The organism is Halarsenatibacter silvermanii, assembly GCF_900103135.1.
In the GTDB taxonomy this organism is placed as follows: domain Bacteria; phylum Bacillota; class Halanaerobiia; order Halanaerobiales; family Halarsenatibacteraceae; genus Halarsenatibacter; species Halarsenatibacter silvermanii.
This window is the reverse complement of record NZ_FNGO01000008.1, coordinates 15146-29481: the sequence shown is the minus strand read 5'-3', so window position 1 is coordinate 29481 and position 14336 is coordinate 15146. Positions and strand designations below refer to the sequence as shown.

At 46.6% G+C, this 14336-nt stretch carries 14 protein-coding genes; 2 read left to right on the top strand and 12 right to left on the bottom strand.

Translation table 11 applies throughout. The features are described from left to right. Positions 1-7: 7 nt before the first annotated feature. From BLT15_RS05595 to BLT15_RS05550, 10 genes are all read right to left on the bottom strand, one after another. Entirely contained in the window at positions 8-1393 is a 1386-nt protein-coding gene (locus tag BLT15_RS05595; RefSeq protein WP_345788685.1) for an anion permease, read from the bottom strand. A gap of 207 nt (positions 1394-1600) precedes the next feature. Further along, complete coding sequence (locus tag BLT15_RS05590; RefSeq protein ID WP_089759522.1) at positions 1601-3205, bottom strand: FAD-dependent oxidoreductase; 1605 nt, start codon at positions 3203-3205, stop codon at positions 1601-1603. A 40-nt stretch (positions 3206-3245) separates the two neighbouring features. After that, on the bottom strand, positions 3246-3923 hold the full coding sequence (locus tag BLT15_RS05585) for a 4Fe-4S dicluster domain-containing protein (RefSeq protein WP_089759520.1): 678 nt from the start codon (positions 3921-3923) through the stop codon (positions 3246-3248). Between the two features lie 62 nt (positions 3924-3985). Further along, complete coding sequence (locus tag BLT15_RS05580) at positions 3986-4822, bottom strand: FAD/NAD(P)-binding protein (protein ID WP_089759518.1); 837 nt, start codon at positions 4820-4822, stop codon at positions 3986-3988. Beyond that, on the bottom strand, positions 4815-5849 hold the full coding sequence (locus BLT15_RS05575; RefSeq protein WP_089759516.1) for a 4Fe-4S dicluster domain-containing protein: 1035 nt from the start codon (positions 5847-5849) through the stop codon (positions 4815-4817). The genes BLT15_RS05580 and BLT15_RS05575 overlap by 8 nt, the downstream gene beginning before the upstream one ends. A 4-nt stretch (positions 5850-5853) precedes the next feature. Continuing rightward, positions 5854-6783, bottom strand: coding sequence for a 4Fe-4S dicluster domain-containing protein (locus tag BLT15_RS05570; RefSeq protein WP_089759515.1), 930 nt, complete (start codon positions 6781-6783; stop codon positions 5854-5856). Beyond that, on the bottom strand, positions 6771-7241 hold the full coding sequence (locus BLT15_RS05565) for a hydrogenase iron-sulfur subunit (protein WP_089759513.1): 471 nt from the start codon (positions 7239-7241) through the stop codon (positions 6771-6773). Before BLT15_RS05565 ends, BLT15_RS05570 begins: the two co-directional genes overlap by 13 nt. Continuing rightward, on the bottom strand, positions 7232-9217 hold the full coding sequence (locus tag BLT15_RS05560) for a CoB--CoM heterodisulfide reductase iron-sulfur subunit A family protein (protein ID WP_089759510.1): 1986 nt from the start codon (positions 9215-9217) through the stop codon (positions 7232-7234). Before BLT15_RS05560 ends, BLT15_RS05565 begins: the two co-directional genes overlap by 10 nt. Before the next feature lie 85 nt (positions 9218-9302). Continuing rightward, positions 9303-9722 carry a 4Fe-4S dicluster domain-containing protein gene (locus BLT15_RS05555; protein ID WP_089759508.1) on the bottom strand — a complete coding sequence of 140 codons (420 nt, stop codon included), beginning with the start codon at positions 9720-9722 and terminating at the stop codon, positions 9303-9305. Between the two features lie 14 nt (positions 9723-9736). Then, positions 9737-10543, bottom strand: a complete 807-nt coding sequence (locus BLT15_RS05550) for a CoB--CoM heterodisulfide reductase iron-sulfur subunit B family protein (RefSeq protein WP_089759506.1) — start codon at positions 10541-10543, stop codon at positions 9737-9739. Positions 10544-10902: 359 nt separating this feature from the next. Between BLT15_RS05550 and BLT15_RS05545 the strand changes: the two genes are divergently transcribed. Continuing rightward, a complete protein-coding gene (locus tag BLT15_RS05545) occupies positions 10903-12501 on the top strand; it encodes an ATP-binding protein (RefSeq protein ID WP_089759504.1) in 1599 nt (532 codons plus the stop codon). Positions 12502-12522: 21 nt separating this feature from the next. After that, positions 12523-13296 (top strand): response regulator, encoded by a 774-nt coding sequence (locus tag BLT15_RS05540; RefSeq protein WP_089759502.1) that lies wholly within the window; start codon positions 12523-12525, stop codon positions 13294-13296. A 156-nt stretch (positions 13297-13452) separates the two neighbouring features. Here BLT15_RS05540 and BLT15_RS05535 read toward each other — a convergent pair whose 3' ends face one another. Both BLT15_RS05535 and BLT15_RS05530 read right to left on the bottom strand, forming a co-directional pair. Continuing rightward, on the bottom strand, positions 13453-13701 hold the full coding sequence (locus tag BLT15_RS05535) for a hypothetical protein (RefSeq protein ID WP_089759500.1): 249 nt from the start codon (positions 13699-13701) through the stop codon (positions 13453-13455). 32 nt (positions 13702-13733) lie between these two features. Then, positions 13734-14324: an ECF transporter S component gene (locus BLT15_RS05530; protein ID WP_089759499.1), complete on the bottom strand. Its 591-nt coding sequence runs from the start codon at positions 14322-14324 to the stop codon at positions 13734-13736. Positions 14325-14336: the final 12 nt, after the last annotated feature.

Below are 14336 nucleotides of genomic sequence, written 5' to 3'. Positions count from 1 at the left end.
CTATGCTTTACCAGAGTCCCAGTAATTTCCACCAGGCACCACCGATAGTCACCCATAAAATTATATGGATTACGGATATCATAAAGCCGGTCTTCCACCAGGTCTTCTGGGGAACAAATCCGGCTCCGAAATAAATCGGGGCGGTGCCGGTTCCATAATGAGTTGTAGAAGCAAAGAGATTGCTGAAGAATGCCAGTACAAGGGCAGCCAGCATCGGAGGAGCTCCTGCGGCTATCGATACTCCTAAAAAGGCTCCGTACATGGCTGTAATGTGTGCTGTCATACTGGCAAAGAAGTAATGGCTGTAATAATAAACAACTGCCAGAACCAAAAAGGCCATCATACCCGGCCAGCCTGCCACAACTTCTCCCATAAATTCAGTGAACCAGTCGACCAGTCCCAGTTCGTTTAGATAACCTGCCATCATGACAAGTGCGGCAAACCAGACAAGTGTATTCCAGGCTCCCTTTTCAGATTTTATATCTTCCCAGCTCAAAACACGGGTGAGAAGCAGAAGGCAGAGACCTATAAGTCCACCGGCCGTTCCTCCCACACCCAGCTGTTCGCCAAATATCCAGAGAACCAGAACTACTATAAATGTCAGCATCATGAACTTTTCCGATGTCTTTAAGGCGCCCATTTTATCCAGCTCTTCAGACGCCATATCCGAAGCCTCGGGTGTCTCTTTTACTTCGGGAGGATAAATCTTATAGATTACATAGGGCACTATCAAAAGAGTGGCCAGGCCTGGAACCAGCGCTGCAGTGAACCATCTCGTCCAGGTTATCTGAATGCCCGCCACATCCGAAGCAAATTCCACGATCAAGGGATTGGCTGCCATCGCTGTCATGAACATGGCACAAACTGCCAGATCTCCCTGGAAAACTGATTTCATCAGGAAAGATCCTACTTTTCTTTCGGTGCCATCGTCGGGATTTGAATCGAAAGTGTCACATATGGAACGCACAATCGGAAAGACTATTCCTCCAGCCCTGGAAGTGTTGCTGGGGATTGTCGGACCCAGAACGAGGTTGCTGAAGTTCAGGGCATAAGAAAGCCCCAGCGTCTTTTTACCGAACCTCTTGATGAAAACATAGGAAATCCGTCGACCCAGTCCGGTTTTAATAAAACCACGCGCCAGAAAGAATGCAATTACGATGAGCCAGATAGTGCTGTTGGCAAATCCGCTCAAAGCCTCATCTATTGTTAAAGTGTTGGTTATAACTGTAGTGGTTATTCCCAAAAAAGCTATAACTCCCATGGGGAAAGGACGCAAAATGAAGCCTAAAATTGTGGCCACAAAGATAGAGAAAAGCTGCCAGGCTTCCGGAGTGACCCCTTCAGGCGTGGGCATCAGCCAGATTATAACACCTGCTGCTATAGCAACCAGCAACCTCTTATAATTGACCTGTTCTGCTTCATTATCATTATTGCTGTTATTTTGCCTTTTCTCTTCAGTCAAAGTTAACCCTCCTGCTGTAATTTTTTGTCGTACGGGTTGGATCAGATGATAAAGCTATTATTTTCACAGGACCGGTATCAGTATTCACCGTTCAAACAGTTTTTATGGCATATCACCCCCCTTTCCAAAAGACAGCTGTTATTCTCTCCCGTGGCTGTATTCAGGCAGCAGCATAGGAGAGGTTTTACCCTCAGGATTTAATCCCTTTTCTTTTATGGTCTGCTGGAAATTCTTAACATGATCCAGCTTATAGGCGCGTTTTTGCAGGCTGATGCTTTTTTCGCCGGCATGGCTTCCCGCCCGCCTTCCAAAAACCAGGATGTCCAGCAGGGAATTCCCCATCAGTCTATTGCTTCCATGGATGCCTCCGGCTGATTCTCCAGCTACATACAGATCTTCAACTGTTGACTGTCCCCATTCATCTATAAGCAGACCCCCGTTTTGATAATGCAGGGTGGGATAAACCAGTATAGGCTCTTCACTCATATTTATGCCGAATTTTTTAAACTGACGGAACATGGCAGGAAGTCTATCCTTGATGGTGCCGCTGCCATGGATCTCTTCTATAAGAGGTGTATCGAGCCATACACCAACTTTGCCGATGGGAGTTTCTATCCCCATAATTTTCTCCTGACATTCTCTTATAAGTGCTGCAGCTTCTACATCTCTGGTCTCCAGCGGATAGACAAACTGTTCTCCCTCAGCATTGATAGGTGTCGCTCCCAGCCCTCTTACTTTTTCTGTAACCAGTGAACCGTATATCTGGGGAGGGAATACTGCCCCGGTGGGATGATATTGCAGAGTATCGGGAAAGATCAGCTCAGCTCCCGCTCTATAACCCATCACCAGTCCATCGCCCGTGGCGCCGTAATGATTGGAAGTGGGAAAGCCCTGAAAATGGAGTCGGCCCGATCCACCGGCAGCTATAACGACTGTGCTGGCTGCAATCAGAGAATAAGTTTTAGTTTCCAGGTTATAAAGCACCGCTCCGGAGGCTCTATCCTCATCATCGAGCATAATTTCCACGGCCGGATTAAACTCCTTTATGTCAATATCGCGGCTGCGGACTTCATCCCTTAAGGCCCGCATTATAGCTGCTCCGGTGTAATCCCGGGCCGCATGCATCCTTTCCCGGCTGGTTCCTCCGCCATGAGTGGTCATCATCTCTCCATCTTCGAGCTTATCAAGCATCACACCGTAATCTTCCAGCCAGTCGATCACCCCGGGGGCATCTTCGACCAGAGCTCGAACCAGTTCACGAACGTTCTCGTAATGTCCGCCCCCGATCACGTCCAGAAAATGACGGGCCGGACTGTCATCCGGTTTATCGGCGGCCTGTATGCCTCCCTGAGCCATCATAGTGTTAGCATCGCCAAAACGAAGCTTGGTTGCCAGCAGAACATCTGCTCCCTGTTCTTCTGCCTCCAGAGCAGCAGCTGCTCCTGCTCCTCCTCCGCCGATAATCAAAACATCGTATTCTTCTTCAATTTCTTTTTGTTTGACCGCTTCCAGGTCTACAAAACTATGAGATTCAAGTTCTTCAGCCAGCTCTATCGGAGCTTTGTCTCCTTTATTGACTCCCAGCTCGATATCTTTGAAACCCTCATCGCTGTAATCGGGATGATATTTGTTGAGCACTTCATCTCTTTCCTCCGGTTTCATTCTGGGGTATTCCTGGCCGATTCTTTCCGGACGGGTTTTTTCAACTTTTTTTATGAGCTCCCGCATGTCATCGGTATACACCTTTATTCCTCCTTTGCCTCATTACAGAAATAAATATGACTTATTTGATTTCTCTGGAATTATAGCGTTCTTTCAGTTCTTCAGTCTCCAGCTCCATGAGTTCATCGAGCTCTTTTGTGAGCTCGCCCTCTTCCAGCTCTTCCAGTCTTTTCTCAAGATGTTCTGACTCGGGCAAAAGATATTTGCCGGTGAGTCTGCGGGCCAGAACCCCGACATTATAATGGGTTATATCGGCCGGGCAGCGCGAAGCACACAGGCCGCACATGATACAATCAAAAGACTTTTCGGCACACTTTTCGATCTCTCCGCGCTGAGCAAGAGCAATATACTGCATGACGTCAATCTCCTGAGGACAGGCAGACGTGCAGGAATTACAGCCCAGACATTTATAAATTTCCGGATAAAGTTCAGCGAACGTATCAACCGATGGATCGAGCTCTTCCAGATTATACTCCGGTCTATCTCCCGGGAAGAAGGGCAGCTGAGATAGATACATGCCTTCCTCAACTTTTTTCTGGCAGGCCAGAGCTACCCTGAGGTTTTTATCTCCCTTTATCCGATAAACGGTAGCACAGGCACCGCAGAATCCCGAGCGGCAGCCGCACCCTCTAGTGAGTTCATATCCTGCATATTCTACAGCCCCGATTATCGTCAGGACTGCAGGCACTTCATGCTTCTGTTCCTGAATGTAAACGTTAACCATTTCCTGTTCTGCCACTGTTTATGCCTCCTTTGAAAAACTTACTTCCAACAGGAATTTAATATTTGTTAATGGATCTGCTAGAATTCATCCGGCAGCGCACTCAATTCGCTGTAATCAAAAACCGGACCATCGCGGCAGACATACTTATCGCCAATATTACAGCGTCCACATTTTCCGATGCCGCATTTCATCTTCATCTCCAGAGTTGTGATGATGTCGGCGGCCTCCAGACCGGCGTTCATAAGCTTATCTGCAGTTATCTTGATCATGATGGGCGGCCCACAGATAACAGCTTTCATCTGCTGAGTTATTTCCAGATCCTGGACGCAATCGGGTACAAAACCCACCCGGCCGTCCCAGCCAGGACATTCCTCATCAACCGTCAGATGAACATCTAGATCATCATATTCAGGCCAGTTATTCTGAAGATCTTCTACATGAATAAATTCTTCCGGTGAACATGCCCCATAAACGATATCTATTCGGCCGTACTTTTCTCTTTCCGAAAGACAGGTGTTTACCAGTGATCGCAGCGGGGCCAGACCGATACCGCCGCCGGCAAGGAGCAGATCGTTATTTTCCAGCTCCTCTGTCGGAAAGCTGTTTCCATAGGGACCTCTAATCCCCAGTTCATCTCCTGTTTGCAGCTCATGCAGGTATTCTGTCACCCTCCCCACTTTTTTTATGGTTAATTCCAGATAATCACCTGCAGAAGGAGATGAGGAAATCGAAAAGATAGCCTCTCCCCGGGGAGGAATGGATAGCATTGCACACTGGCCCGGCTGAAATCCAAAGGGTTTTTCTCCGGCGGGCGAGGTCACTTTTAGGCGGCAGGTATCGGGATTTTCCCCTTTTATATCCTTAACCACCGCCTTTTTCGGCACATGAGGATCTTTGTGCAGTTTCTCATTCATCGTTTTCACCCCCAAGCCTGCGGATAACTTCTACTATGTCAAGCTCCACCGGACAGTTTTCAACGCAGCGGCCGCAGCCCACACAGGAAGCTTCTCCGTGTTCACGGCTGTAATATACCAGCTTATGCATGAATCTCTGCCTGACTCTCTCCCGGGGAGTAGGCCGGGGATTGCCGTGGGCCATTCTGGTAAAGGCGGAAAACTGACAGGAATCCCAGCATCTGTATCTTTCTCCACCGTCGCTGGTCTTATAATCCTGAATATCGTAGCAGTGACAGGTGGGGCAGATATAGGTGCAGATGCCGCACTGAAGACAGCGCCGGTGAATCTCATCCCAGATAGAAAGCTCAAAAACCTCTTCTATCCTGTCTGTGATTTCTTCGGGTTCCAGTTCAGAGAGAGGGCTATCTTCGTGCCTTTCTACAGCCTGTTTTTGCTTTTCGGTCAGCTTTTCTCGATCTTCTTCAGCAGCATCTTCCAGAAGATCGGAAAGCTCTGCGGTAAGTTTCTCGCCCTCCGGCGAGCCTGTCTGCCAGAGCAGATTATCTCCCAGTTTCCAGATCATAACATCGGCAGCTTCAGGCATTTTTTCAGGTTGAATGTCAAACCCCCTGCAAAAGCAAGTCTGGGCAGAATCAAGACAGCCGAGTGCTATCATGACAGTGTTATCCCGTCTGAGAGAATAAAACCTGTCTTCGGGTTCCTGTAAAAATACTCTGTCCATGAGCTCAAATGCGGTTAAATCACAGGTCCTGATGCCTAAAACCGCCGTTTTCTCCGGGTCTTTTTCCGCAACTTCTATTTTTAGATCATCATTTTTTTCAAAGCTGACCAGATTTTCCTTCTGAGGAAATACTATATCTTTGGGAGGTTTGGCTGTCCGCAGCAGACTCAGATTTATATCTGTTTCCTCATCCCATTTAAAAAAACCGCTGGTCTCATTTTCTTCAGCCGGAACATAAAGAGAATAAAGTTCTGATAGCCGGCGGCATATTTTATTTATTTTATCAAGCTTGATCTTTTTCATAGAGTCAATCCTCCTCTGGTTCAAAGCTAACGCTGTCGTCGGTTTCAAAGCTCAAAAGTGGAGACGGTTTATCTTCATCGACTCCCGCCCGGTGACTGCCGAAGAGCACATTTATATCCCTGGTAAGCTTGCGGTTGAGAAGCTGCAGAGGGATATTCGCAGGACAGACTCTCTCACATTCACCACAGTCCACACATCTCCCGGCCACATGATAGCTTCTCAGCAGGTGAAAGAACATATCATCGCTGGGATGCTTGGCTTTGCTGAGGTGAGGCGAATCCGGATCGTCAAAAATACATTCCAGGCAGCTGCAGGCCGGACAGACATTTCTACAGGCAAAACATTTTATACAGCTGGAAAGCTGTTCCTGCCAGAAATTATAGCGTTTTTCCCGGCTCCATTCCTCCAGCTCTTCTACATCTTCGAATCCTTCCTCGTCCTTATCTTCACCGTCGAAATCCTCTTCACCGCACAGCATTTCATCACAGCCCAAAGGCTTCTGCTGAGGGCACCTCTGACATTTACTCAGAAGCAGGTTTTCAGAGTCTGCTGCCTTTTGAAAATCCGATCTCAAACCCTGCTTTTTCAGCTTTTGAGGATCCAAAATTCCGGAACAGGAGATACCCCAAAGCAGGAGTTTTTCTCTGTCGATCTGGCCATCCTGAGAGAGCTGATTGAAGGCCAGAGAATCACAACCTCTGAGAGGAATACCCACTTTCTTATTCTGCAGAAATTCTCGGGTTAGATATTTACTCAAATTGGTCGCACAGAACTCATCAACGATAAGCTCATCCAGTTCTTTTGAATTCTCGAATATTTTTGGTGGTGACTGCCAGGAAAAAACTCCCTTCTTCCAGCCTATGACAGCATCCACCTCTCCACTTTGCAGGGCTTTTTTGGCTTTTTTGCGCAGAGCAGCCGTCAATTTTTCCATCTAAAATCCCTCAACTTTCTGTTTTTACCGAGATCACTTACTTTTTCGGTAAAGTCTGACATAACCCGGGCAAACCTTCGGCCCTCCGAAGCTGATATCCACTTCAGCTCGAATCTTTCCGGATTTATACCGGCGAAATCCAGCTGGTTTCTCAGCAGGGAAAGCCTGCGGCGAGTGTAATAATTACCCGTCATATAATGACAATCTCCGGGGTGACAGCCGGCCACAATAACCCCATCCGACCCCCGCTGAAACGCTCTTAAAATGAATTCCGGTTTTACCCGACAGGAACAGGGAACTTTGATTATCCTGATATTGGAGGGATATTTAAGCCGGCTCGTTCCGGCCAGATCAGCCCCGGCATAACTGCACCATTTGCAGCAAAAGGCAACTATCTGCGGTTCAAAATCATCACAAGTACTCTTTTTGTTTTGATCGCTTCCGGTTTTCACTGACATATAGCATCTACCTCCGCAGCAATCCCTTCGTTTTTATATCCTTTAAGATCAATCGCTTCCGATCGACAGGAGGCAGTACAGCCGCCGCAGCCCTGACAGAGGGCTTCATTCACTTCCGCGACAGTTCTGGTTAGTTCTTCGCCCCTCCAGTCTTTACATATATCCTCTTTGTCTATGGCATCATAGGGACACATTTCCGCACAGAAAAAGCAGCCACTGCAGCGCGATTTATCCACCTCGGCCACCACAGGATCGCTGGCCAGCTTATCATTGCTGAAAAGCCCCTGAATTTTGGCAGCTGCACCGCTGGCCTGGGCCACAGTTTCCGGAATATCTTTTGGCCCCTGGCAGGCCCCGGCCAGATAAACGCCGGCCACTTCTGTCTCAACCGGCCGCAGCTTGGAATGAGCTTCGCTATAAAAACCGCTGCTGCCTGTGTTGATTCCGAGTTTTTGAGTGAGAGAACCGCTTTCCCCGTTGTTAATCATGCCTGCAACCAGCACCACCATATCAGCGTCTATCTCGATGGTTTCACCGCTCAGGGAATCCACCCCTCTGACCTGCAGCTTTTCTCCTTCCGGAAATACTTTTCCAACCTGTCCTTTTATATATTTCACCCCGTACTCCTCTACTGCCCGTCTGTGAAATTCGTCAAAATCTTTGCCGGCGGTTCTGATATCAATATAGAAAACATAAGCCTCCGCATCAGGATATTTTTCTTTCACCAGCATCGCGTGCTTGGCAGTATACATACAGCAAACTTTAGAACAATGAGAATTTCCGCGCTCGGTCTCATCCCGAGAACCCACACACTGAACGAAAACGATTTTTTCTGGAGTCTCACCGTTCGAAAGCCGCTTGAGTTTCCCCTCTGTTGGCCCCGAAGGATTTATCAATCTCTCAAACTCCAGCGAGGTCACAACATCCGAGCTATTCTGATACTGATACTCTCCAAAATCATCGAGATCTATAAGATCATAACCGGTGGCCACCAATACCGCCCCGTATTCTCTGGTTTCAATTTTGTCCTTCTGCTCATATTCAACTGCATCGACCGGGCAAATCTGCTGACAGATGCCGCAGCTGCCATCGGCAAACTTCTGACAGTTTTCCCTATCTATAACCGGTGTACCCGGCACCGCCTGCGGATAAGGAGTATAAATGGCCGATCGGGTTCCCAGACCTCCATCAAACTCATGCGGTATATCATCCACGGGACATTTTTGCAGACAGCTGCCGCAGCCATTACAGTCTTCTTCTGCAACGCTTCTCGCCCGCCGTTTTACGTCAACTTTAAAGTTTCCTATATAACCGCTAACATCTTCGACTTCGCTGTAGGTCAAAAGCTCAATATTTTCATGAGAAGATGCCTCCACCATTTTAGGGGTCAGAATGCAGGCAGAACAATCGAGAGTGGGAAAGGTCTTCTCCAGCATAGCCATCCTGCCGCCTATGCTGGGCGAACGTTCAACAATATCCACTTTATAGCCAGCTTCTGCTATGTCGAGAGCAGCCTGAATTCCTGCAATTCCTCCTCCAATTATCAAAGCTCTTCGCGTCATTCCTATTTCATCCGGATAAAGCTTCTCTCCCAGATCAGCCCGGGCCACCGCTGCCTTTATCAGGCTTATCGCTTTGTCAGTGGCTTCATCACTCTCATCATGAACCCAGGAACAATGCTCCCTGATATTGGCAATCTCCACGAGATAGGGATTTAAGCCCGCCTCTTCGGCAACTGCCCTGAAAGTCTCCTCGTGCATGCGGGGAGAACAGGAAGCTACTACCACCCTTTCCAGATTATGCTCCTCTATGGCATCAGCTATTAACTGCTGTCCCTGATCGGAACACATATATTCATAATCGCGAGCCAGAACGACCCCTTCCATATCATCAGCTGCTCTTACAGCGCGGTCGATGTCGACCGAATCAGCTATATTGGCTCCACACCAGCATATAAAAACACCTATTCTTGCCAAAACTATCACTCCTTGCCATCTCTGGCCTAACAGCTTTTACAGACTGCTGCCAGAAAATTGTTTTGCAGGCACCCAACCACGATAATTATTTTACGTATTTTCTAAATAAGCTTACCAGTGCCTGTTGAGGAATTTCTTCATCGAATTTATCGGGCAGTAAATTTAAATCAATGCGTTCTTCTTCCAGATCTGAGGTTCTGATCAAAAGCATACGGCAGGCCTCTATAATGCGAGATGCATCTACCTCCCGGGGACATCGCTCCCCGCAGGTAAAACATGAGGCACAGTTCCAGATCGTTTCGCTTTCCATAATTCTGCAGCTTCTGCCCAGCTGTATATTTCTTATCACTTCATGAGGCAGTAAATCCATGGTGCCGCTGGCCGGACAGCCCGCCGAGCATTTGCCGCACTGTATACAATCCACAAAATCTTCTCCGCTAATTCTTCTCAGCAGATCCTGTCGGTCCCCGCTGTTTTCCTCCAGATCAATTCTATCTCTATCCACAGCTTTGTTACCCCCTATAGGCTAACACGGGAAGTTATCCCCAGCGCCTCTTCCAGAATTTCGCAGATGTAGACCGCCTGTAAACTGTTTTTATCCTCTTCGTTCATCGCCTGAGTAAAGTTATATTTGCAGAGCGGGCAGGCTGTAACTATTTCTTCAGCCCCCTGATTTTTGGCCGATCTTAAAATTTCCGAGCTCATTTCTGAAGTAAGCTCTTCATTCTGCAGGGCATGATAGCCGCCGCAGCATTCATTGCTGCGACTGAGGCTTACCGCCTGCCCTCCTAGAGCCTCGATAAATTTTTCCAAAATCTCCGGGTTTTCAGGATCATCAAATTCCATAATTTCAGCCGGTCTTAACAGCATACAGCCGTAATGAGCAGCGATTTTGCGCCCACCAAGGCCGGAGCCTATCATGTTTTCCAGTTCGGAAAAGCCGATTTCTTCAGCCAGCAGTTCCAGGTAATGAATGACTTCTGTTTCGCCTTCGTAGGGTTGTGAAAGCTCGAGATAATCGTTGACAGTTTTCCTTTTTTCTCCGTCTTCTGCCAGAGCGTGGTTGACCCGTTTTAAAACATGGTGACAGGCGGTGCAGAGTGTCACCAGCTTTTCTCCTCTCTCACGGGCGGAAACCAGCCCCCTAACAGCCGCCAGTTTTGTTATTAGCTCATCCCCGGCCAGAGGGTAAACACCGCCACAGCACTGCCATTCATCGAGCTCTCGCAGCTCAATTCCCAGTTCTTCAGCCGCAGCCAGAGCAGATTTTTCCAGCTTTTGAGCTTTTGACTTTAGTGTGCAGCCCGGATAAAAACTGTATTTCATATTCCACATCACCCAAACTTTCTGAAATTAGTTTTAAATAATGCACATTGATAAATGAAAAATATAACATGATTGCCAAAAAAAATAGATTCGACTGCCGGCGGCGATGAGACTCAAAACATTTTTTTATATTTTTTCGTCTAAAAATATAAAATACTGTGCTTGCTCTTTCATCATGCGCCTATAAGTATAAAGCAAAGCGGTTATAACGTTAATATTTTGTTCATATTGCTCATTTATTTCTTTTTGTTGATTTTGTTAATCGTGAATGCTATAATTTTAGTGCTCGATGAAATAAACCTTTTGTTCGCTTTAGTTCATCATATAAAAATCATCGCTATTCAGGAGAGATTGTGGAAATGAACCTGGACTGGTCCCCCAAGCTCAATACCAAAATTATAATCCTGGTGACCCTGCTGGTGGTCTTGATTCTTCTGGTAGTGGGGTTTGTGGCAATAAATCAGATTTACAGAAATGAAATTGAGCATATAGAACAGTATACTCTCGACCTGGCGGCTTCTATTGCTACCAGACCGGGAATATCTCGAAATATTGGCATGGATGAAGGCAGAGAATTCATTCAATCACAGGTGGAGGATATAAGAAAGGAAAGCAAAGCCAATTTTATTGTAGTTATGGATATGGAGGGAATAAGATATTCTCATCCCATCGAGGCCAGAATCGGGGACCCTTTTGTGGGGGGAGATGAAAGAAGGGTTCTGGCAGAGGGAGAAAGATATGTTTCTTCTGCCGAGGGAACTTTAGGACAATCACGAAGAGCTTTTGTGCCGATCTATCGTGAAGAAAATGGAGAAGAAAAGCAGGTAGGAGCTGTTTCGGTCGGCAGGCTGGAAACGCAGACTCAAGAGGAAATATTTGAAAGCCTGCTCAGCCTGGGCGCTATTCTTTTTCTGGGATTGGTGATAGGTACGTCCGGAGCTATCTATCTGGGCAACAATATCAAAGCCAGTCTTTTTGGGCTCGAACCAGATGAGATTGCCAAAAAGCTGGAAGAAAGAAATGCGATTTTGAATACACTCAATGATGGAATAGTTGCGGTGGATAAAGACCGGACCATTACCTCCTGCAACAGGGCAGCCAGAGATATACTTGCTCTGGATAATATCGAAGACGGCATCCGACTTGACAGGGTTTTTGATACCGATGTTGGGCTTTCTGCAGCGCTCGAAGAGGGAAATACAAATTTCAATCGCGAGAGGATTATAAACAACACCAGATTGCTTGTCAGCACCATACCTATACGTATCGAAGAGGAGATAATCGGAGCTGTCGCCTGCTTCAGCAAAAAGAGCAAGGAAAAAAAGCTGGCCCGTAAGCTGGCAGGAACAAAAAAATTTATAGAGGCTCTGCGGAGTCAAAATCACGAATTCAACAACAAGCTCCATACAATCCACGGATTAATTCAGCTGGAAGAATACGAAAAAGTTCAGGAGTTTATAACCAGCGCTTCCAGCACCTGCAGCAAAATAACCAGGTTTTTGCTGCATAATGTCAGGGAAGATGAAATAGCGGGGCTTTTGCTCCGCAAACACAGCAAAGCGCAGGAGCTCAATATAATTTTTGATATTAATAAAAACAGCAGCTTGAGTGAGTCTTTGAACACAGAACTAAAAAATAGCCTTCTGACCATAATCGGAAATCTGATCGAGAATGCATTCGACAGTATCCTCAAAGACGAAGGCCAGAAAGGTAAGATCTACCTGGAAATCTTCGATCAGCAGGATGAAATCAAACTCCGGGTGAAGGACAACGGTGTCGGCATCTCCCGGGAAAATCAGGATTTGATTTTTTTCAGGGGATTTTCCAGCAAAGAAGATGGTGAGGGGATCGGTTTGAAGCTGGTGAAGGAGAATGTGGAGATACACTCCGGGTCTATCGAAGTAAGTTCTATTCCAGAAGAAGGCGCGGAGTTCATTGTGAAATTGCCCAAAAAATAATCATACGGGGTGATATGACAGGTGCCGGATACTATCAAAGTCATAATTATTGAAGATGATCCCATGGTCTCTTATATACACAAGAATTATACCGAAGAGGTGTCGGGATTCGAAGTTGTCGAAGAAATAAATGTAAACAGCCAATCTTTTTCCCGGGAAGATTTTGATCTTGCTTCGGCGGATCTGATTCTCCTGGATATATATCTGCCCAGCCAGAATGGTTTAGATCTCCTCAGGCAGATCAGAGAGGATAATAAAAACGAGATAGATGTCATAATCGTGAGCGCGGCCAAAAATTCCGAAGTCATCGATGAAGCCCTGAAGCTGGGGGCGGTTGATTACATCATCAAACCTTTTTCTCGCAGCAGGCTGAAAAAGAGTCTGCAAAAATACAAAAAAATGAAATATAAGCTGACCGAAGATTCGGACCTCAAACAGAGTGACGTGGATAGATTGATTAATGGCGATATTGGAGCTAACGATGTCGAAAAAACAGACGAAGAAAACAAAAAACCGCATTCACGGGACCAGAAAGAAGAGGATGATAAGAATCGATTTATCAGAAAACTGCCGAAAGGCTTGAGCAGCCGCACACTCGAACGCATCGAAAATTTCATGAAAGAAAGCGAGGACGGAGTCACAGCCCGTCAGATAGCGGAGGCTTCTGAGCTGGCCCGGGTTACCGTTCAGCGATATCTGAAATTTCTGGAAGAAGAAAAAAAAGTAAAAGTCAGCCGGGAATATGGAAGTGTGGGCAGGCCCACTCATTATTATAATCTGAAAATCCGGAATTGAAATCAAAATTAATGCTCTTCTAATTAATGCTCTTCTTTAGAAAGCCTGCCCGTCTTCTCTCATGCCGATAAAATTCACTCTGTTTTTTGCTGAAATAATTGCTCCCGGAGATTCTTTAACCTTCAAAGGGAAACTTTTGAGATTATTCTCAGCCTATCAAGAACTGCTCTCATAAACTATGAGGGCAACATCGCCGCCTCTTTTATCCGCTATCTCTTCCTCTATCCTGCGAATATATTCTTCATCCTCCGGCGAAAGATCGGCCAGAGAAAATTCTTCTTCGCTTTCGTAGGCTACAAGAGCGATTTTTCGGTCCCTATCTCCTGAAAATTCCTCCTCCAGGCTTTTGAGCTTTTCCATCTCCTCATCTGTCAGATTGGCAACTGTAAAATCTGCACCACTCATGTTAATTCCTCCTTTATCATTATTTTGTCGAGTTATTTTACAACCCACTTATCGAACATTGAGATGCGCTGAACTCTTTTATATACCGGCAGAAAAATCGCCGATACCGCCGTCGCTTTGATCACATTAAAGGGAGCTATGACCAGCAGCAGGTAAGTCTTTAAATCATCTACAGCAGGATTGATCTCGCCGGCTGTTTGAACAGTCTCTTCCAGCGGCAGTTCGAGCACTGCCTCATAAAGAGGAATAATTATATACAAATTCACCACAACAGCGGCTCCGACCATGACAAAGCCTCCGACTCCTAAGACCAGAGGGGCTTTTCGCCAGCGAGAATATAAAAGGCTGGCTGTCAGCACAAAACTGCCGCTTATTAAAAAGTTGGCCAGCTCTCCCACGCCCATGGTGGCAGTGATGGTCAGATGGAGCAGATTTCTAAATCCCACAACCATAAGGCCGGCAGCCGGTCCCAGCATAAAGCCCAGCAAAAGGGCGGGTAGATCGCTGAAATCCAGCCTGAGAAAGGGCGGAAAAAAAGGCAGCGCAAATTCAAACATCATAAGTACAAAACCAAGAGCAGCCGAAAATGCAGTTAAAGTCATTGTGCGCAGATCCAGTTTCACTTTGCAGTCCTC